Genomic DNA, 19,107 nt, shown 5'->3' with positions numbered 1-19,107 from the left:
CAGACGCTCGCCACGATCACGCTGCAGAACTATTTCCGCCTGTACAGCAAGCTTTCCGGCATGACGGGTACCGCCATGACCGAAGACGGCGAGTTCCGTCAGATCTACAACCTGCCCGTGGTGGCGATCCCTGCGAACAGGACGCCTCAGCGCATCGACGAGAACGACCTGATCTATCGCACGATCGACGCGAAGTTCCGCGCGGTGGCCGAAGACGTGGCCGAGCGCCATGCGGCGGGCCAGCCCTGCCTGGTCGGCACCGTGTCGATCGAAAGCTCCGAGCGCTTGTCGCGCCTGCTCGACAAGCGCGGCATCCCGCACGAGACCCTCAACGCGAAAAACCACGAGCGCGAGGCGCATATCGTCGCGCAGGCGGGCCGTCTGGGCGCCGTGACCATCGCCACCAACATGGCAGGCCGCGGCACCGACATCCTGCTCGGCGGCAACCCCGACGTGCTCATGGAAGACGTGCTGCGCGACAAAGGCCTCGACCCCGACCGCATGCCGGGAGACGAGGTCGACGATCCCAACGCGATGCCCGCGCCCACGGCCGAGCAGCGCGCCGACGCGCTCGCCCAGGCCAAGGCAGTTTGCGCCGAAGAGCACGACAAGGTGCTCGCCGCGGGCGGCCTGGCCGTCATCGGCACCGAGCGCCACGAGTCGCGCCGTATCGACAACCAGCTGCGCGGCCGCGCCGGCCGTCAGGGCGATCCCGGCCTGACGCAGTTTTACTTGTCTCTCGAAGACGACCTCATGCGCCTGTTCGGCGGCAACCGCATGGATTCGATCGGTCGCATGATGGAAAAGACCGGCGCCGAAGACGACGTGCCCATTCAAGCGGGCATGGTGTCCAAGGCCATCGAGAGCGCCCAGCGCCAGGTCGAGGCCATGCATTTCGCCGCGCGTAAGAATGTCCTCGAATACGACGACGTCATGAACCTGCAGCGTAATGCGATCTACGGCGAGCGCAACGCGATCCTCGACGGCAAGGACCTCACGAGCCGCATCGACGACATCATCGCCGACGCGGCCAACGCGGTCGTCGACGAGAACTGCTCGTCGCGCGACGCCAGCGACGACTGGGATATGCGCGCGGTCGACCTGTGGGCCGCCGACATGACGGGCCGCCCCGACTTCAAGGTCGAAAAGCTCGACCACGACGATGAGGCCGCGGCCGTCTCCGAGGCCCTGATCGATTACCTCGAGTCGGTCTATGAGGAGAAGCGCTCCGTCATCGGCGACGAGAACATGAAGAAGCTCGAGGCCCAGGTCATGCTGCGCATCATCGACGCCCGCTGGATGAGCCACCTCCAGGAGATGGATTACCTCAAGACGGGCATCGGCCTGCGCGCCTTCGGCCAGCGCGACCCGCTGGTCGAGTACAAGGAAGAGGCCCATGCCGCTTTCGCCGCGCTCACGGCCTCGATGTACGAGGACTTCCTGCGCACGCTTTTGCGCCTGCAGGTGGCCGCCAAGGTGGAAGAGGAGGAGAAGTCGCCGCTCGAGGGCCGCGCGGTGAGCTACTCCTCTCCCGAGGCCACGCTCGATTCCACGATGAGCGCTTCGCGTCCTGCCAATGGCGGCGCGCAGAGGCCTCGTCCGCAGGAGCAGCAAAAGCCCCAGACCTACCGCAAAGACGAGCACGATCCGTACGCCAATGTCGGCCGCAACGATCCCTGTCCGTGCGGCAGCGGTTTGAAGTTCAAGAAGTGTCACGGTCGCGATAGGTAGTCATGGCAGAAAAAGAATCGAAAGACATAGAGGCGGCGGCGCAGCGCGTCGCCGACGCCCGTGTGTGGATGCGCATCGACGAGAAGGCCAAGAAGCTTTCCGAGCTCGATAAGCAGATCGCATCGCCCGATTTCTGGAACGATGCGTCGCGTGCCCAGGATATATCGCGCAAGGCCAGCGCCCTGCGCGATACGATCGCGGGCTACGAAGAAGCCGAAGCGCTGCTCGACGACGCCCGCGCCGCCGCCGAGCTCGCCTCCGAAGACGAGGCTTTTCTCGACGAGAAGCAGCGGGTGCTCGACCGTCTGGCCGAGATGCTCGGCCGCTTCGAGATGGAGTCATGGTTCTCGGGCGAGATGGATTCCAACGACGCCATCCTCTCGATCAATCCCGGCCAGGGCGGCCTCGAGGCTCAGGACTGGACCGAGATGCTTTACCGCATGTACGTGCGCTACGCCGAGCAAAAGGGCTGGAAGGCCAAGCCGCTCGACGTGGTGCCGGGCGAGGGCATCGGCCTCGACCGCGCGGTCATCCAGATCGAGGGCCACAACGCCTACGGCATGCTGAAAAGCGAGCACGGCGTCCATCGCCTGGTGCGCATCTCGCCGACCGACGACAAGAAGCGCCGCCAGACCACGTTCGCCAGCGTCGAGGTGCTGCCCGTGATGTCGGACGACATCGAGGTCGACCTCAATCCCGCCGACGTCCGCGTCGACGTGTATCGTTCGAGCGGCCCGGGCGGCCAGTGCGTCAACACCACCGACTCGGCGGTCCGCCTGACGCATATGCCCACGGGCATCGTGGTGACCTGCCAGAACGAGAAGAGCCAGCTTCAGAATAAAGAGGCGGCGTTCAAGGTCTTGCGCGCTAAGCTCTATGAAATCGAACGCCGCAAGCGCGACGAGGAACTCGCGTCTTTGCGTGGCGAACGTATGGAGAATAGCTTCGGAAGCCAGATTCGAAACTATGTTCTGTACCCGTACCAGTTGGTCAAGGACCTTCGTAGTAATATTGAAACGGGCAACGTCGATGCGGTGCTCGACGGCGATCTCGAAGCGTTCGTCGTCGGCTATCACCGCTGGCGTGTCTCGCAATAACCAAGGTATCGATTGTCGCACCATCGGAAGGAAACGACGTGAACCTAGAAGATTTGAAAGGCAAGGCCAACGATATCCGCGTCGATATCGTCAACATGGTGGCCGAAGCGGGCAGCGGGCATCCCGGCGGATCGCTCTCTTCCGCCGAGATCTTGTGCGCGCTGTATTTCGGCGGCGTGCTCGAGCATGATCCCAGCGATCCGGCCAAGGCCGGCCGCGACCGCTTCCTGCTCTCGAAGGGCCATGCTGCGCCTGTCCTTTACGCCACGCTCGCCGAGGCGGGCTACTTCCCCAAAGACGAGCTGGCAACGCTGCGCAAGCTGCACAGCCGCCTGCAGGGCCATCCCGACTGCCGCAAGCTTCCCGGCGTCGAGGCTTCGACCGGCTCTCTGGGCCAGGGCCTGTCCATCTCTTCCGGCATGGCCTGCGGCATGAAGCTCGAAGGCGACGACGCCACCGTCTTCACCCTCATGGGCGACGGCGAGTGCCAGGAGGGTCAGGTCTGGGAGGCGGCCATGTTCGCCGCCCATCGCAACCTGGACAACCTGGTGGCCATCGTCGACCACAACCATCTGCAGATCGACGGCGCCGTCGAAGACGTGTGCTCGCTGGCGAGCCTCGTCGCGAAGTTCGAGGCGTTCGGCTGGCAGGTCTACACCTGCGACGGCAACGACATGGAGGCCGTGCTCGACACGCTGACCTCCGCGAAGGCTTCCCGTGCGGGCAAGCCCAAGGTCATCGTCGCCGAAACCGTCAAGGGCAAGGGCGTCTCCTTCATGGAGGGCCAGGCCGGCTGGCATGGTAAGGCGCCTAATGCCGAGCAGACCGAACAGGCTATCGACGAACTGACCCAGAAGGAGGCCCTGCATGGCTAACGAGAAGAAGGCCACGCGCGCTGCATTCGGCGAGACGTTGGTCGAACTGGTCGAGGAAGGCAAACCGGTCGTCGCCGTCGAGGCCGACCTTTCCGGCTCCACCACCACCAAAAAGCTCGGCGACGCCTATCCCGAGCGTCTGTTCAACGTGGGCATCGCCGAGCAGGACATGGTCGGCGTGGCCGCAGGCCTCGCGCTGACGGGCCATGTGGCGTTCACCGGCTCCTTCGCCGTTTTCGGCACGGGTCGCGTCTACGACCAGATCCGCAACACCGTGTGCTACGCCAATCTCGACGTGAAGATCGCCCCGACGCATGCGGGCGTCTCCGTCGGCCCTGACGGCGGCAGCCACCAGATGGTCGAAGACATCGCCCTGATGCGCGTTCTGCCCAACATGCGCGTGCTGGTTCCCGCCGATTACGCTTCGGCGAAGGCCGCCATCAAGCTGGCCGCCGAAACCCCGGGTCCTGTGTACGTCCGCATGGGCCGCGCCTCGGTGCCGTGCGTCTACGACGAAGGCGTCGAGCTCGAGCTCGGCCGCGCGAACGTGCTGCGCGAAGGCTCCGACGTCACGATCGCCGCATGCGGCGTCGAAATCGACGAGGCCCTCAAGGCAGCCGACATGCTGGCCGAGGCCGGCATCTCCGTCGAGGTCATCGACGCGTTCTCGATCAAGCCGCTCGACGAGGAGCGCATCCTCGCGTCGGTGCGCAAGACCGGCTGCGTCGTCACCGCCGAAGAGCATTCCGTAATCGGTGGCTTGGGCGGCGCCGTGGCCGAAACGCTGGCCGAGAACCTGCCCGCTCCGCTGGTCCGCGTGGGCATGCGCGACTGCTTCGGCACGTCGGGCGAGATGGCCGAGCTCATGCGCGAGTTCGAGCTTGACGCCCAGGCTATCGTCGAGGCTGCCAAGGCTGCTATCGCGAAGAAGAACAACTAGGCTCTGACCTGGAAATATGTATATCATCGGGGCTCCTGTCGGAGCCTCGATGAACATTCTGTGACCGCCGCACGCCAGTGCGGCGTCCTTGTTAAAATAGGTTGGTTGAGTCCAGTAATCACGATTTGAACGGAGCATTCTGTGACGAACACGAACGATGCGCAGCGTCGCGTCCACGATGCGACGGATGCCGATACGGCGTCTTTCGCGCCGCAGGGCCGCCATGCGGCTCCTGCCCACGATGCTGCATCCAGGCCTCCTGCGCAGGCCATCCCGAGCGCAGACCACGCGCCTCAGGCCACCGGCGCCATGCCCGTCGTCGCGGCCCATGCCGCGCCCGCGCACGGCGCGCAGCAGAAGCGCCCCGCTCAGACCGGCGTTCTGCCCGACCTTTCCGCCTCGCTGCCCACGCTGTCGGTCGACGACGTCCAGCAGCAGCCCGTCGGCGCTCCCGTCATCACCTTCGACCACGTGACCAAGGTCTATCCCGCCCAGCCGAACAGGCCCTCGCTGCACGACATCTCCCTGCAGATCTATGCGGGCGAGTTCGTGTTTCTGGTCGGCCATTCCGGTTCCGGCAAATCGACCTTCATCAAGCTGATCACGCGCGAGCTCAAGCCGACCGACGGCCATATCTACATCGCAGGCGAAGACCTGTCCACGATGCGCAACTGGCGCGTCCCGTATCTGCGCCGCAACATCGGCTGCGTCTTCCAGGACTTCAAGCTCCTGCCCAACAAGACCGTCTTCGAAAACGTCGCATTCGCCCTCGAGGTCATCGGCAAGAGCCGCCATGTCATCAAGACGCAGGTCCCCGAGGTCTTGCGCCTCGTCGGCCTGCAGGACAAGCTCAACAAGCGCCCCGACCAGCTTTCGGGCGGCGAGCAGCAGCGCGTCTCCATCGCGCGCGCCATCGTGAACCGTCCTCCGCTGCTGGTGTGCGACGAGCCTACCGGCAATCTCGATCCGCAGACGTCCCGCGGCATCATGGACCTGCTCGAGCGCATCAACCGTACGGGCACCACGGTGCTCGTGGCGACGCACGACCGCGAGATGGTCGACAACATGCGCCGTCGCGTCATCGCTCTCGATAGCGGCCAGCTGACCCGCGACCAGGACAGGGGGGTGTACGGCTTCGATGTCTAGCCTTATCTACTTCTTCAAGGAATCCCTCACCGGATTCACGCGCAATCTCAGCACTGCGCTCGGTTCGATCGTCACGATCTTCCTTTCACTGCTCATCATCGGAATCTTTCTGGTCGGCGGCGCGATCATCAACAACACCGTGTCTTCGGTCGAGGACAAGGTGTCAATCACCGCCTATATCGACGACGACGCCATGCAGTCTTCGATCGATGCCGTGATGAAAGACCTGGAGGGCACCGCGGGCGTCGCGCACGTCGGCTTCACCACCAAAGAGCAGGCGCTCGAGAACTTCCAGAACTCCATGAGCTCCACCGATATCGTCGACCAGCTCGACGGCACCAACCCGCTGCCGGCGTCGATCGATATCGAGCTGTCCGACCCCCAGATGGTCGAGACCATCGCGGGCCAGCTTGCCGCCGATCCCGCGTTCAAGGAAATCTGCGACAACCCGGAAGACCCCTCCGATAGCGTGAAGTACGGCGAAGACAGCGTCGACCGCCTGTTCAGCCTGACGAGCTATATCCGCTACATCGGCGTGGCCTTGATCGCGTTGCTGATCTTCATCGCGCTGGTGTTCATCAACAACACCATTCGCCTGGCCATCCTTGCCCGTCGCAAGGAAATCTCGATCATGCGCCTGGTCGGCGCGTCGAACGGCTTCATCCGCGGGCCCTTCCTGATGGAAGGCGCGGTGCACGCAGTCCTCGGCTCGGCGCTCGCGGTGGGCGCCATCGAGCTTCTGCGCCGCTTCGCGCTGCCGCAGGTCTCCGACGCCCTTATGTGGCTGCCGATCGAGCTTCCCGGCACGGTGTATATGGGCATCTACGGCCTTATGATCCTGTTCGGCCTGGTCATTGCTGCGATCGGTTCGCTTTTGGCCATGCGCCGCTACCTGAAGGTGTAAAGAACGCGCCATGCGCAACATGAAAAGCAGACATATCGAGACGGGCGCGCGCAATGCGAGGGTCCTCAGGATTCTGGTCCTTTGCATCGCCGCGTGCCTGCTCTTCTGCGCGGGATTTCTCGTGCGCGGCAATGCCGACCTGATGGAACGGGTCGGCTTCGTCGTATCCGAAAATAGCAAGAAAAACGCCCAGAGCACCCTGCAGGATATGGCCGAGGTGTCTTCGCGTCTCGACGAGGTGGAAAGCCTGCTGCTCGCCAGCAGCCTCGACACCTACGACGCCGAGGCCGCCACTCGCTCGGTGCTCGACGCCTTCCTCAAAACCACCGACGACGCTTATGCCCGCTATTTCGACAGCACGCGCTACACGGCGTTCGTCGACGTATCCGCCGACGAATATCCGGGCGTGGGCGTGTTCTTTTCGGAGGAAAACGGCCGCGCCTATGCCCTCGACGTGTTCGAGGGGTCCTCGGCCGCCGAGGCGGGCGTGCGCCAGGGCGATATCGTCGTGGCGATCGACGGCGACCGTTCGCAGGATTGGACGGCCACTGAGTCGATCAACGCGGTCCAGCGCGAGCAGGGGTCCACGGTCGTGGTGACCTGGCTTCGCCCTTCGGCCACCGAAGGCGGTGAAGGCACCGAGTTCACCACCACGCTCGTATGCTCCGATTACAAAGAGCCTAACGTGGTCACGCAGAAGATCGGGTCCGTGGGCTATATCGCGCTCAAGCAGTTCACGCAGAACTCCGATGCGCTTGTGCGCACGGCCGTCGAAGAGCTCGCCGCCGAAGGCGCTGCGTCGTTCGTGCTCGACCTGCGCGACAACCCGGGCGGATACCTGACCAAGGCGGTCGAGGTGGCTTCGTTGTTCATCCGCAGCGGCGTAGTGGTGGAAATCGACACGCTCGATGCGAAGACGACCAAGCAGGCTTCGGGCGATGCGGCCACCGACGCCCCGCTCGTGGTGCTGGTCAATGGCAACACCGCGGGCGCTGCCGAGGTCCTCGCCGCCGCATTGCGCGACACCGACCGCGCCACGGTCGCGGGCACGGCCACCATGGGCAAGGGTTCGGTCCAGGTGACCAAGCCGCTTTCGTTCGGCGGCGCGCTGCGCTACACCGCCGCCCGCTACATCAGCCCGAACGGCTATCCCATCGACAAGGTGGGCGTGGCGCCCGACGTCACCGTCACGGTGCGCGAGGGTTCGTCCACGGACAACCAGAAGGATTTCGCCGTCGAAACGGCGGCATCGCTGGCGGCATAGCGTTTCGTTTCATCGCGCGCACCCCGGGGCCGTTCCGGGGTGCGCGCTGTTTCATGAGAGGGGAGGCCGCATGGCCCGATCCAGATCGCGCAAGTCGAACACCCGACGCACGCCGCGCGCCCATCCTCGCGGCGTCCTCGAGCTGTGCGGGGCGGGCTACGGCTTCGTCCAGACGGCCGAAGGCGAGTTCTACATTCCTGCGTCGAAGACCGCCGACGCTTTCGATGGCGACCTCGTGGAAGTGGCGCGCCTGGGCTCATCTTCGTGCAATTCGCGCAAGGAAAGCGTCCGCAGTTCGGAAAAGCCGCCCGCGCGCGTGGTGCGGGTGCTTTCGCGCGCCCATGAATTCGTCGTGGGCCGTTATGAGGTGGCCGAGCCTTTCGGCGTGGTGGTTCCCGAAGACCCGCGCATCAGGCACGACATCTTCACGCTGCGCCGCGACGCGCCGCATGTGCAAGACGGCGATATCGTGCGCGTGCGCATGACGGCGTATCCTACGCGCCACGAGCCCGCGCAGGGCGTGGTCGAGGAGGTGGTGGGCCATACGGGAGACGCCGGCATCGATGTCGAGCTGATCGTGGCGCGCCATAAGCTAGAGACGCGCTTCTCGGCCGCATCGCTCGAGCAGGCGGCCGCGGTCGAGCACGATGCCGAACGCGCGCTGTCCGACGGGCGCTATCGCGACCTGACGGGCCGCACGGTGTTCACCATCGACCCCGACGACGCGAAAGATTTCGACGATGCGCTTTCCATTGAGCGTCTCGACGACGGGTCCATGCTTCTCGGCGTGCATATCGCCGACGTGTCGCATTATGTGGAGTGGGGCAGTCCGATTGATTTGCAGGCGCGCCGCCGCGGCACGAGCGTGTATCTGGTCGACCGCGTCATCCCCATGCTTCCCGAGTCGCTTTCCAACGATGTGTGCTCGCTACTCCCAGGCGAACTGCGCCGCACGATGAGCGTCGACATGAAGGTCTCGCCCGCAGGCGAGGTGCTGCGCGCCGATATCTATCCGTCCGTGATCGAGTCGTGCGCGCGCCTGACCTACGGACGGGCGCAGGAATGCATCGATGCGCTGCGTCGCGGCAAGTCCGACGCGGCCGCCAAGGCGGTAGGCGTGGCCTCCGATGCGCTGGCCCGCGATATCGCTTCGTGCATCGGCGCGTTGAACGAAACGGCGCAGCGTATCCATACGGCCCGCATCGCGCGCGGCGGTATGGATTTCGAAAGCGTCGAAGCGAAGGTGCGCCTCGACGAGGCGGGCAGGCCCGTGAGCGTGGACCTGCGCACCAAGACCGATGCCACCGCGCTGGTGGAAGAGGCCATGATCGCCGCTAACGAGGCGGTGGCGCGCTTTCTGCGCGACAGGAAGACGGCCAACATCTACCGTGTGCACGAGGCGCCGACGAAAAGCGACATGGCCCAGCTCAAACCGATCCTGCAGGAGTTCGGCTACGACGGACACGTGTCGCTCGACGCGTTTTCCTGCGCCGACCCGCGCGCGATCCAGCGCGTGCTGGCCTACGCGCGTGGCCGCAGGGAGGAATTCCTCGTGTCGTCGCTGCTCGTGCGCAGCATGAAGCGCGCCGTCTACCGCGACGTCTGCGAGCGCCACTTCGGTCTGGCAAGCGACGCATACTCGCATTTCACGAGCCCCATCAGGCGCTATCCCGATCTCATGGTGCATCGCATGGTGAAAACGGCGCTTTTCGGCCGCAGTCAGGAAACCACGGCGGAAGAGCACGCCATGGCGGCGATCGCCGAGCATTCGTCGGCTGCGGAGCGCACGGCGGAAGAGGCCGCGCGCGAATCGCAGGAGCTCAAGCTCTACGAGCTTTTGCAGCAGCAGGTCGGCCAGGTCGCCGAGGGCATCATCTCGGGCGTGACCGCATCGGGCTTTTTCGTGCGCTTGGAAAACACGGCCGAAGGCTTCGTTTCCCTGGGCGGACGCGAAGAGTATTTCGCGCTCGACCCGGTGCGTCGCATGCTCACGGGTTCCGACACGATGGCGGTCTATCGCTTGGGCATGCGCGTGCGCGTGCGCATCGGCGCCGTCTATCCCTACGAGCGCCGTGCCGATTTCAAACTGGTGGAGCGATAGGTCGCCTGACGGGCCTCGGTGTACTTGCGCGAAACGAACGGATATACTGAATCGATGCCGCGGCGCAGGGGCGCCGCATGGCGGACGAATGGAAGGTTTTCGAAACAGGTGGCGAAAGAGAAGAAGCAGATAGCGAAGAACCGCAAGGCGTTTCACGAGTACGAGGTGCTCGAGACGTTCGAGGCGGGCATGGTTTTGTCGGGCACGGAGGTCTGCTCGCTGCGCGAGAACAATTGCCAGCTGACGGATTGCTTCGCGCTGATTCGTCACGGTGAGGTGTGGCTGCACGGGCTGCACATCGCGCCGTATTCGCACGGCAACATCGCCAACCCCGACCCCGATCGCAAGCGCAAGCTGCTGCTGCATCGCAATCAGATCCGCTATCTCGAGGAGAAAACGCGCGAGAAGGGCATGGCTCTCGTTCCGCTGAATATCTATTTCGCCACGAACGGCCTGGTCAAGCTTGAGCTGGCCGTCGCGCGCGGTAAAAAGCTCTACGATAAGCGCGCCTCCATGGCGGAGCGCGATTCCAAACGCGAAATCGAGCGGGCGCTGAAGGCGCGTCTGCGATAGTCAAGGGGGTTTCGACCGATGGGTCTGTTCAGGAAGGCTACGCGCACCGCGGGCCGTGTCGCCAAAAACGTCGCCAAGGAAGCCGTGTTCGGCGACCTCGATCTTGACGACAGCAAGTCGTCCAAGAAGCATGGCCGCAGGGCTTCTGCGAAAAAGTCCAAAGAGCGCCGCGAGTACGAAGAATATCAGCGCCTGAAGGAGAAGTTCGAGCCCAAAGACGACGCCACCATGCGCGCCGAATGGGAGCGCTACTACGAAGAGCAGTGCGAAGGGGAGTGCGATACCTGCCCTTACTACGACTGGTGTCCCGATGAGTTCGAGGACGAGCAGGTCGAAGAAGAGGCCGAGGTTGTCGAGGACGCAGCCGAAGAGGTCGAGGAAGAAGCCGAACCCGAGCGCGAGATGACCGAAGAGGAAAAGGCCGCCAAGGCCGCGGCTGAAGAGTTCTACGAGGCCGGCTGCGATGGCGAATGCGAATCGTGCGAGCACTACGACTGGTGCCCTGCCGAGGAGGAGTCCGATCCTGACGACAAGGTCATCATGATGGGCATGACCCAGGGCGAGATGAAGGATATGGCGAAGGGCAGCGTCGAGCTTGCCCGCGAAGGCGCGCTTGCCGCCAAGGAGCTCAAAGAGGCCATGGACGACATCATGGGCGGACTCGATCTGAAGCGCTACCTGAAATAATGCGAAGCGCTCTTTGAAAGAGCATGCGTGAAGCCGGCGACTGCCGGCTTTCTCTTTAGGCGCGCGTCGTCGGCCCTCGCCTTGTCGCGCATGCGTTCATAAATTCCCTGGTCAGTTAGGTGCGCGTCTATTTCCCCATGCACTTCGTGCCGGGTCGTCCTGTCGCCGAGGGGCTGGGGCGCGGATAATAACTCGGACCTCCGGGGCCCCGATTGGAGTCCGAATGCGCGGCAAAGAAGATGTCGAGTCGTTCCCGCTCGCCCGTGACGAGGGAATGACCGTCGGTGAAGCGGCCGACTTCGCCGGGGTCGGGCGCAAGACGGGCCGAGCTTGGTCCGCGTTCGGTTTTACGTGGCGTGGTCGGGGGAGGCGCGCCACGGCTGGATTTCTCGCGATCTGGAAAAATAACGCCTTCGAGACCGAAAAAACGCCGGTTTGGCACGAAAACGCTCGACGAGGGTCGAAAGCGGATTCTTTCGCCGCTCAATATGCAACGTATAGCGTGAAACCGTCCATTAACTTAGTCATCGGAGCGCGTTTGTCCGTCGAATTCGTGCCAAAACGCGAAAAAGATGGCCGAGGGGGGCGAAATTTTCCAAGAAAGGCTTCCGCCGCCGTGTTTCAGCGTATCGAAGCGCGGCTGCGCGACGTTTCGGCCGTACCTTGACGCGTCGAAGCCGGCCCGGGCGACGTTTCGGCCCTGCTTTCCGCCTTGGCGTCGCCGGCGGGTCGCTTTACCGGCCGAAAGGCGCCTGATTGCATGTGGAATCGTGGGGCTAAATAGAAAATACGTGGGATTCGCCGAGCAGCCTCCGTATCGCCGTAAATAGTGCATAGATAGGCGCCCTTTTGAATAAGTATTCGCTTTGAAAAGGCCTGAAAAACCGACTTTTTCGGGGTCTTTTTTCGATATTTGGCGCACATTTGGCGCACCCTTTGGCGCACGATTTAGCATTCATATAGCATCGGATTGAGCATTGAAAGCAAAAGGCCAGGTCAAAAAGGACCTGGCCTGGGGTTTTGATGGAGCGGGTGACGGGAATCGAACCCGCGTCATGAGCTTGGAAGGCTCAGGTTCTACCATTGAACTACACCCGCGTTAGTGCGTTTGGATATGTTACTACTCTTCCGACCTTTGCACAAGATGTAATTTCGTCGGCGCGACGCGAACCGCGTTATTTGGCGATCAGGACGGGCTTGCTGCAGATGCTCAGCAACTTGTGGCCGACGCTGCCCAGATAGCCCTTGATGCCGCCGAGTCCGCGGCTCCCGATGATGACGATGTCGTAGTCATCCTGCTCGGCGAGCTTGGCGATCTCGGTGGCCGTGTCGGTGCCGTTGAGGATGTAGGTCTCCACGTCGTTGTCGATGTCGTGCTCGTCGAGGCGCGCCACGGCATCGGTAAGCAGGGCTTCGGCGTCGCGTTCCATCAAATCGAGCACCGATGCGAAGCTGACCAGCTGGTCATCGCTGAGCAGCGGAATTGCCACGACATTGACAACATCGATGCCGATTTCGTCGTTGCCCGCTCCGATATCGGCGGCCAGGTCGAGTGCGGCAGAAGCGGCTTCGCTGCCGTCGTAGGCAACGAGGATTTTCTCAAGAGCCATGATGCCCTCCTTCATGGTCGGCTCGCGACGGCGCTCGCTGCGTGCCCGTCGCTGCGCGGGCTATTCATCCGTGCAAGCCCAGTATACCGCTCTGCCGGCAAGCGCATGCGGGTTCCGGCTACGCCCGGCCGGGAGGGCGTTCGTCCTGGCCGGGCATGCGCGCCGTTAAGCCTTGCGCTCGAAGATCGACACCACTTCGGTGTGGTAGGTCTGCGGGAACATGTCGACGGGCGTGGCGCGCAAAAGGCCGTAGCCGGCCTCTTCCAGGCGGGCCACGTCGCGCGCCCAGGTGGACGGGTTGCAGCTCACGTAGGCCACGCGGCGCGGATTGGCCTCGGCGATGCTGCCGATGATCTCGGCCGCAAGGCCTGCGCGCGGCGGATCCACCACGAGCGCGTCGAGCTCGCCGAGCTCGGGAAGCTCGCGGGCCGCGTCGCCGCCGATGACCTCGATGTTGTCCAGGCCCGCCTCTTCGCTGACTCGACGCAGGTCGCGCACGCTGCTGCCGTAGCTTTCGACGGCGAACACGAGGTCGCAGGCGCGCGCCAAAGGCAGCGTGAACGTGCCCACGCCGCAGTAGAGGTCGGCCACCACGGCGTCGTCGTCGAGCTCGAGCCCCTCAAGGGCGATCTGCACCAGATGCTCCGCCTGGGCGGTGTTCACCTGGAAAAACGAAGGGGCGCTCACCTTGAAGTCCTCGCCGCAGACGGACTCGGTCCAAAAGCCCTTGCCGGCGAGCACCTCGACGCCTTTGAGCTTGCGGGCCTTGCCGCGGTCGTCGGTCATCACGCGCACGATGCTCGTGGCCTTGACGGCCTGCGAAAGGGTTTTGGCCACGGCCGCGCGGGGGAAGGCGCCGGGGTTGGTCCACAGGGCCACCTCGAGCGACTTGGTGCGCAGCGAATGGCGCACGCCCACGCGATAGATGCCCAGGTCGTTGCTGCCGCTCAGATAGCGCAGCGCGCCGCGGACGGCCTTCGGGGTATTCTCGATCGCCCTGTGCGCCAGCGGGCAGGAATTCACGGGCAGGATGTCGTTGGTGTGTTTGCGGTAGGGGCCGGTGACGAAGCCGCCGCGTGCGTCTTGCGCGCAGCCGAATTCCAGCTTGTTGCGATAACCCATCTGGCGCTTCGACGGCACGCAGGCGGCCACGAGCTCCTGGGCGCGCTCTTCGCCGAAGCCCGCCGTGCGGGCGAGCTGGGAAACCACGTTCTCGCGCTTGGCCTCGAGCTGGCGTTCGTAGGCGACGTGCTGCCACCCGCAGCCGCCGCATTCGGCCGCGTAGGGGCAGACCGGCGTCACGCGGCTCGGGGAGGGCGTGACGATATCGACTGCGCGCCCTTCGAGGTAATTGCCTTTGTCGGCGGTCATTTCGACCATCGCCACGTCGCCCGGGCAGCCGCCGTCGACGAAGACGGTCTTGCCGTTCGAGGCGCGTCCGATCGCGGCGTCGCCGTAGGCAAGTCGTTCTATGGTTATTTCTTCATGCATGCGTCCTCTTTTCTCGCGTCTCGCCATTTTAGCGTATAATTCCGAACGCTAATGTGCCCCCTTAGCTCAGGGGATAGAGCGTCTGCCTCCGGAGCAGAAAGCCGCAGGTTCGAATCCTGTAGGGGGCACCAGCCGTTATGAAGAAACCGCACGCCGCGCATGCGGCCTTGCTGCAGTCTTTTTACGGGTACGCACGAGAAAAGGAGCGCATGGGCATGGCTATGTACACCCCCGAATACCAGCCGAATGGCAACGAAATCGCCGTCATCAAAACCTCGAAGGGCGATATCCGCGTCCAGCTCGCAGGAGCCGACGCGCCGATCCACGTGGGCAACTTCGTCGAGCTCGCTCGCAAGGGCTTCTATGACGATCTGAAGTTCCATCGCTACGTTCCCGGCTTCGTGATCCAGGGCGGCTGCCCCAATACGCGCGACCTCGATTCCGAGCAGGTCATCGCCGCAGCCGGCAATCCGTGGGCGGGTCTCGGCACGGGCGGCCCGGGCTACACCATCAAAGAGGAGTTCAGCACCAACCCCAACAACTCCCACGAAGACGGCGCCCTCGCCATGGCACGTTCCCAGAACCCCGATTCCGCGGGTTCCCAGTTCTATCTGTGCCTCGGCCCCCAGCATAACCTGGACTCCGGCTACACGGTGTTCGGCCAGACCATCGAAGGCAAAGACGTCATCGCCTCGCTTCGCGTCGGCGACGTGATCGAGACCGTCGAAATCGAAAACGCCGACTAACGGCCTCATCGGCCGCATCGGCATCGAAGGAAGAATCTCATGGATAATCAATATATCGCCCAGGCTCGCGCAGCGTATCAGGCGCGCGATTTCCAGACCGCGCTCGAGCTGTTCAACCAGTGCCTCACCGACCTCGCCGTCGCGAAGGGGCCGGGCGATCTGGGCTATATCTACCATCAGATCGGCAACTGCTTCTTGCAGATGAAGGATTTCGACCAGGCCATCCACGCCTATACGCAGGCTACGGCGGACACCGCCTACGATGCGTGCGGCGCGGTGAACTGCAACCTGGGCAAAGCCTACGCCTTCCTGCATGATTACGAAAACGCCGTGTCCCATTTCGAAATCGCCGTTTCGGATGCGAAATACGACGCGCCCTACAAGGCGTATCTGGGCCTCGGCAACGCGCTGCTCAAGCTGGGCAAGAACGCCGAAGCGGGCGTCGCATTCCGCGAGGCCGCGCTCGACGTGAACAATCCCGACCGCACCAAGGCGCTGCTGAACCTGGGCGTGTGCTTCATGGCCCTGGGCCGTCCCGCCGATGCGGTGCAGTCCTACGAAAGCGCCCTGCAGTTCGACATGGACCCCGCCACGCGCAATAAGATGTATGCCAACCTCGGCCAGGCGTACGTGGCGTGCGGCCAGATGCAGCAGGCCATGAGCGCTTTCGAGGAGGCGCTGGCCGATAAGACCTACTTCCTGAGCGATTCCGCGAGCGTCGATTACGGTCGCGCCGCGCAGGCCGTGGCCACCGGCACCGCCGCCATGCAGCCCATCGTGGTTCCCGACGAGCCCGAAAACGACATGTCGGGCCTCGACGTGGCCGCCGACGGCGCGCCGCTGCCTCAGGAGGCCGTCTACGACCAGGCCACCCAGGCCTTCGAGCCCTACAACGACCCGCAGTACTATCCGGTCGAGGCATACGGTTACACCGTTCCCGACGGCTACGCCTCGGGCGACGAGCGCTTCTTCAACGCGAGCGACGAGGAGCTCGAGCGCTATTCGAAGGGCATCGCGAAGCAGGACCGCAAGCGCCGCAACGTGGGCCTGAAGATCCTGGTGGTCTTCTTCACGCTGCTGCTGATCGCGGCCGCGGGCTGCGTGTTCCTCTACACGCAGGGCTGGGGCTATCCCACGCAGGAAAGCGTCGCCCGCAGCCTGTTCTCCGACACCGCGAACGCCTCGCAGTATTTCGTCGAGAGCATGGGCGAAGACAACATCGATGCCGCGATGCGCGGCGTCGTGCAGGATGCGAACATCACGATCGACGGCGTGGACAAGAGCATGTCGAACTCCACGGTGTACGTCTCGGCGAAAACCGCCGAGGGCGGCGATGTCGACTACCAGGTGCAGATGGTCCGCGACCTTCTGGGCTGGAAGGTTTCCGGCATCGAGATGTCGTTCCCCTCGCAGCAATAATTCCGCGCGCCGCATTCGCGGCGCGTTTTTCTCGCACAGGTTCCCATTCCGCCGACCGGCGGATTCGAAGAAAGGAAAAAAGATATGGCAATCGAGAAGACCTACTCCATGCTCAAGCCCGACGCCGTGCGCAACCGCCACGTGGGCGAGATCATCGCTCGCATCGAGCGTTCCGGCCTGACCATCGAGCGCATGGAGCTCGGCATGGTCACCCCCGAGCAGGCTGCTGCCAACTACGCCGAGCATGAGGGCAAGCCCTTCTACAACGGCCTGATCGAGTACATCACCAGCGGCCCCGTGGTCAAGATGGTCGTTTCCGGCGAGGGCGCCGTCAAGAAGATGCGCACCCTCATGGGCGCCACCAACCCTGCAGAAGCCGCCCCTGGCACGATTCGTGGCGATTTCGGCCTCATCATGGACGAAAATGTCATCCATGGCTCCGATTCCCCCGAGTCCGCCGAGCGCGAGATCGGCGTGTTCTTCGGCGCGTAAGCGAACCGAATGCGGTGCGGCGGGGCCATCGATCGAGAGTCCCTGCATAGGAGGAGGAGCGCGTGCTCTACCGAATCATCGATGCCGATGACCTTCCGTCGCTGATCCGAGCTTTCATGGAATCATACGAACTTGTAGCCCCGGTCGCACAAGGCCAGGGCTACATTTTCGATGTGATCGAAAACCCCGACGACGTGGTGCTCGACTATCCCACCACGATGGCATCGCCGAAAAAATACTTCCTCCCTCCCGAGGAAACGCTTTTCAAATTCGATGTGGCCGAAAACGACGTGAGCGAATACGAGCTCGATGTGAAGCCTCGCGTGCTCTTCGGCGTGCATCCCTGCGACCTGAACGCTATCGAGCGTCTGGACGCCGTATTTCTCGATTCGCGCTATAGCGACCCGTATTACCGGGCACGCCGCGAAGCAACCCTTATCGTCGGCGTAGGCTGCATGCCCACGTCGAGCTGCTTCTGCCACCGCGTCGATGCCGACGAGGCTCCGCGCGGCTACGACCTGTTCCTGCAGGACCTGGGAGACCGCTACTGGGTCTCCATCTCTTCGGTCGCTGCGGCCGAAATCCTCGAAGAAAGCACCCATCTGCGCGAAGCGACCGACGACGACCGCGCCGCCTTCGCCGCGGCCAACCATCGCCGCGCCGCCGCGTTCGACGAATCCATTCCCAACGTGCAAGACATCGCCATGCTGATGGACACCTATCATCGCGATCCTTTCTGGGCCGAACTGGGCTCGCGCTGCCTGAACTGCACGGCATGCGCGGCGGTGTGCCCCACCTGCATGTGCTTCGACATCAAAGACATCCTTTCGCCCGACGCCAAGACGGGCGAGCGCGTGCGCACGTGGGATTGCTGCACCAGCCCCGAATTCGCCCAGGTGGCAGGCGGGCATAACTTCCGCGCCGACGAGCGCGGCCGCGTGCGCCACCGCATGTATCACAAGCTCAACGGCTTCAAGATGAAGCACGGTACCATGCTGTGCGTGGGCTGCGGCCGCTGCGTGCGCGCATGCAAGACCAACATCAATCCCATCGAAGTCTTCAAATTCTTCGCCGAAAAGACCCGTTCGTCGGCCGTGACGACCAAGGAGGCAAACGATGCCGAATAGCCATGCGCACACGACGTCGGTGCAGGTATCGCGCCTCGGCAGCGCCGACCATGTCAAAACGGGCGCCGAACTGATGGCGGAAAACCCGTACCGCCCCTGGCCTGCGCGCATCACGTCGATCACCGACCTGACCGCCACCGAGAAGCTTTTCGAATTCCGCCTGATCGACGAGCGCATCCGCTCGGCGTTCCATCAGGATCCGGGCCAGTTCGTCGAGCTGTCCATCTTCGGCGTGGGAGAGGCGCCCATCTCCATTTCGTCCGCTCCGTCCAAGCAGGGCTTCATCGAGCTGTGCGTGCGCCGCGCGGGCCGCTTCACCGAGGTGCTGCACACCATGCAGTGCGGCGACGTGGTGGGCATCCGCGGGCCATTCGGCCGCGGCTTCCCCTTCGAGGAAATGAAGGGCCACGATATCCTGCTTGTGGCAGGCGGCCTGGGCATCGCGCCGCTGAAGTCGCTCATCAACTACATCCACGACGAGCGCCACGCCTTCGGCAAGGTCACGATCATCTACGGATCGAAGAACCCGCGCGAAGTGATGTTCCGCCATCAGTTCGAAATGTGGAAGCATCGCAACGACTTCGACCTGCACCTGACCGTGGACAATTACGAAGAGGGCTGGGACGGCGAAGTGGGCCTGGTCACCAAGCCCTTCGAGAACATCGAGGTCGATTCCGAGAACACCTACGGCGTGCTGTGCGGACCTCCAGTGATGTATAGGTTCGTCGTCGAAGAGATGCGCAAGAAGGGCATTCCCTACGACCGCATCTACATGAGCTTCGAGCGCCATATGAAGTGCGGCATGGGTAAATGCGGCCACTGCCAGGTCGGTCACCAGTACGTGTGCATCGACGGGCCGGTGTTCAATTATTGGGAAGCGAAGAATATCCAGGGGTCGATGTAA

The 19,107-nt window shown here is 63.5% G+C and carries 18 protein-coding genes and 2 tRNA genes; 17 read left to right on the top strand and 3 right to left on the bottom strand.

The annotated features are described in order from the left end of the window. From DMP07_RS02600 to DMP07_RS08690, 11 genes are all read left to right on the top strand, one after another. Window positions 1–1,731, top strand: a 1,731-nt coding sequence (locus DMP07_RS02600; RefSeq protein ID WP_211324482.1) for a preprotein translocase subunit SecA, incomplete at its 5' end; no start/stop codon positions are given. Window positions 1,732–1,733: 2 nt separating this feature from the next. Further along, the gene (gene prfB, locus DMP07_RS02595) at window positions 1,734–2,828 is read left to right on the top strand and encodes a peptide chain release factor 2 (protein ID WP_123197576.1); all 1,095 of its coding nucleotides are present in this window, start codon (window positions 1,734–1,736) and stop codon (window positions 2,826–2,828) included. Between the two features lie 11 nt (window positions 2,829–2,839). Then, window positions 2,840–3,703, top strand: coding sequence for a transketolase (locus tag DMP07_RS02590; RefSeq protein WP_123197575.1), 864 nt, complete (start codon window positions 2,840–2,842; stop codon window positions 3,701–3,703). Continuing rightward, window positions 3,696–4,643, top strand: coding sequence for a transketolase family protein (locus tag DMP07_RS02585; RefSeq protein ID WP_123197574.1), 948 nt, complete (start codon window positions 3,696–3,698; stop codon window positions 4,641–4,643). The genes DMP07_RS02590 and DMP07_RS02585 overlap by 8 nt, the downstream gene beginning before the upstream one ends. Before the next feature lie 141 nt (window positions 4,644–4,784). Continuing rightward, window positions 4,785–5,789: a cell division ATP-binding protein FtsE gene (ftsE, locus tag DMP07_RS02580; protein ID WP_123197573.1), complete on the top strand. Its 1,005-nt coding sequence runs from the start codon at window positions 4,785–4,787 to the stop codon at window positions 5,787–5,789. Continuing rightward, window positions 5,782–6,693 carry a permease-like cell division protein FtsX gene (gene ftsX, locus DMP07_RS02575; protein ID WP_123197572.1) on the top strand — a complete coding sequence of 304 codons (912 nt, stop codon included), beginning with the start codon at window positions 5,782–5,784 and terminating at the stop codon, window positions 6,691–6,693. Before ftsE ends, ftsX begins: the two co-directional genes overlap by 8 nt. A gap of 10 nt (window positions 6,694–6,703) precedes the next feature. After that, a complete protein-coding gene (locus tag DMP07_RS02570) occupies window positions 6,704–7,957 on the top strand; it encodes a S41 family peptidase (protein ID WP_123197571.1) in 1,254 nt (417 codons plus the stop codon). A 70-nt stretch (window positions 7,958–8,027) separates the two neighbouring features. Beyond that, window positions 8,028–10,058: a ribonuclease R gene (rnr, locus tag DMP07_RS02565; RefSeq protein WP_123197570.1), complete on the top strand. Its 2,031-nt coding sequence runs from the start codon at window positions 8,028–8,030 to the stop codon at window positions 10,056–10,058. Between the two features lie 108 nt (window positions 10,059–10,166). After that, a complete protein-coding gene (smpB, locus tag DMP07_RS02560; protein ID WP_123197569.1) occupies window positions 10,167–10,631 on the top strand; it encodes an SsrA-binding protein SmpB in 465 nt (154 codons plus the stop codon). 18 nt (window positions 10,632–10,649) lie between these two features. Then, window positions 10,650–11,318, top strand: coding sequence for a hypothetical protein (locus DMP07_RS02555; RefSeq protein WP_123197568.1), 669 nt, complete (start codon window positions 10,650–10,652; stop codon window positions 11,316–11,318). Window positions 11,319–11,541: 223 nt separating this feature from the next. Then, window positions 11,542–11,985: a hypothetical protein gene (locus DMP07_RS08690; protein WP_148039628.1), complete on the top strand. Its 444-nt coding sequence runs from the start codon at window positions 11,542–11,544 to the stop codon at window positions 11,983–11,985. Between the two features lie 357 nt (window positions 11,986–12,342). On the opposite strand, the gene DMP07_RS02550 is transcribed toward DMP07_RS08690, so the two are convergent. The 3 genes from DMP07_RS02550 to rlmD all read right to left on the bottom strand — a co-directional run bounded on the left by DMP07_RS02550 (window position 12,343) and on the right by rlmD (window position 14,419). After that, window positions 12,343–12,416, bottom strand: a tRNA-Gly gene (locus DMP07_RS02550). A 77-nt stretch (window positions 12,417–12,493) separates the two neighbouring features. Next, a complete protein-coding gene (locus tag DMP07_RS02545; RefSeq protein ID WP_123197567.1) occupies window positions 12,494–12,928 on the bottom strand; it encodes a universal stress protein in 435 nt (144 codons plus the stop codon). Window positions 12,929–13,093: 165 nt separating this feature from the next. Beyond that, on the bottom strand, window positions 13,094–14,419 hold the full coding sequence (rlmD, locus tag DMP07_RS02540; RefSeq protein WP_123197566.1) for a 23S rRNA (uracil(1939)-C(5))-methyltransferase RlmD: 1,326 nt from the start codon (window positions 14,417–14,419) through the stop codon (window positions 13,094–13,096). A gap of 55 nt (window positions 14,420–14,474) precedes the next feature. On the opposite strand from rlmD, the gene DMP07_RS02535 reads away from it, so the two are divergent. The 6 genes from DMP07_RS02535 to DMP07_RS02510 all read left to right on the top strand — a co-directional run bounded on the left by DMP07_RS02535 (window position 14,475) and on the right by DMP07_RS02510 (window position 19,107). Then, window positions 14,475–14,550 (top strand) — tRNA-Arg (locus DMP07_RS02535). 84 nt (window positions 14,551–14,634) lie between these two features. Then, the gene (locus tag DMP07_RS02530; protein ID WP_123197615.1) at window positions 14,635–15,165 is read left to right on the top strand and encodes a peptidylprolyl isomerase; all 531 of its coding nucleotides are present in this window, start codon (window positions 14,635–14,637) and stop codon (window positions 15,163–15,165) included. Window positions 15,166–15,204: 39 nt separating this feature from the next. Next, a complete protein-coding gene (locus tag DMP07_RS02525) occupies window positions 15,205–16,584 on the top strand; it encodes a tetratricopeptide repeat protein (RefSeq protein ID WP_123197565.1) in 1,380 nt (459 codons plus the stop codon). An 84-nt stretch (window positions 16,585–16,668) separates the two neighbouring features. Then, a complete protein-coding gene (ndk, locus tag DMP07_RS02520; protein WP_123197564.1) occupies window positions 16,669–17,076 on the top strand; it encodes a nucleoside-diphosphate kinase in 408 nt (135 codons plus the stop codon). Between the two features lie 62 nt (window positions 17,077–17,138). Continuing rightward, a complete protein-coding gene (locus DMP07_RS02515; RefSeq protein ID WP_123197563.1) occupies window positions 17,139–18,203 on the top strand; it encodes a 4Fe-4S dicluster domain-containing protein in 1,065 nt (354 codons plus the stop codon). Beyond that, on the top strand, window positions 18,193–19,107 hold the full coding sequence (locus DMP07_RS02510) for an FAD/NAD(P)-binding protein (protein WP_123197562.1): 915 nt from the start codon (window positions 18,193–18,195) through the stop codon (window positions 19,105–19,107). The genes DMP07_RS02515 and DMP07_RS02510 overlap by 11 nt, the downstream gene beginning before the upstream one ends.

Source organism: Slackia faecicanis (assembly GCF_003725295.1).
GTDB classification, from domain to species: domain Bacteria; phylum Actinomycetota; class Coriobacteriia; order Coriobacteriales; family Eggerthellaceae; genus Slackia; species Slackia faecicanis.
Note: the sequence above shows the minus strand (reverse complement) of the source record. Positions and strands in the feature narration are given on the sequence as shown.

Bases quoted from the DNA above. Each gene is read 5' to 3' on its own strand.
- ftsX (WP_123197572.1), top strand. From the start codon at position 5,782: ATGTCTAGCCTTATCTACTTCTTCAAGGAATCCCTCACCGGATTCACG.
- DMP07_RS02530 (WP_123197615.1), top strand. From the start codon at position 14,635: ATGGCTATGTACACCCCCGAATACCAGCCGAATGGCAACGAAATCGCC.
- DMP07_RS02545 (WP_123197567.1), bottom strand. From the start codon at position 12,928: ATGGCTCTTGAGAAAATCCTCGTTGCCTACGACGGCAGCGAAGCCGCT.
- DMP07_RS08690 (WP_148039628.1), top strand. From the start codon at position 11,542: ATGCGCGGCAAAGAAGATGTCGAGTCGTTCCCGCTCGCCCGTGACGAG.
- DMP07_RS02570 (WP_123197571.1), top strand. From the start codon at position 6,704: ATGCGCAACATGAAAAGCAGACATATCGAGACGGGCGCGCGCAATGCG.
- prfB (WP_123197576.1), top strand. From the start codon at position 1,734: ATGGCAGAAAAAGAATCGAAAGACATAGAGGCGGCGGCGCAGCGCGTC.
- DMP07_RS02585 (WP_123197574.1), top strand. From the start codon at position 3,696: ATGGCTAACGAGAAGAAGGCCACGCGCGCTGCATTCGGCGAGACGTTG.
- DMP07_RS02510 (WP_123197562.1), top strand. From the start codon at position 18,193: ATGCCGAATAGCCATGCGCACACGACGTCGGTGCAGGTATCGCGCCTC.
- ndk (WP_123197564.1), top strand. From the start codon at position 16,669: ATGGCAATCGAGAAGACCTACTCCATGCTCAAGCCCGACGCCGTGCGC.
- rnr (WP_123197570.1), top strand. From the start codon at position 8,028: ATGGCCCGATCCAGATCGCGCAAGTCGAACACCCGACGCACGCCGCGC.
- rlmD (WP_123197566.1), bottom strand. From the start codon at position 14,419: ATGCATGAAGAAATAACCATAGAACGACTTGCCTACGGCGACGCCGCG.
- DMP07_RS02525 (WP_123197565.1), top strand. From the start codon at position 15,205: ATGGATAATCAATATATCGCCCAGGCTCGCGCAGCGTATCAGGCGCGC.
- DMP07_RS02555 (WP_123197568.1), top strand. From the start codon at position 10,650: ATGGGTCTGTTCAGGAAGGCTACGCGCACCGCGGGCCGTGTCGCCAAA.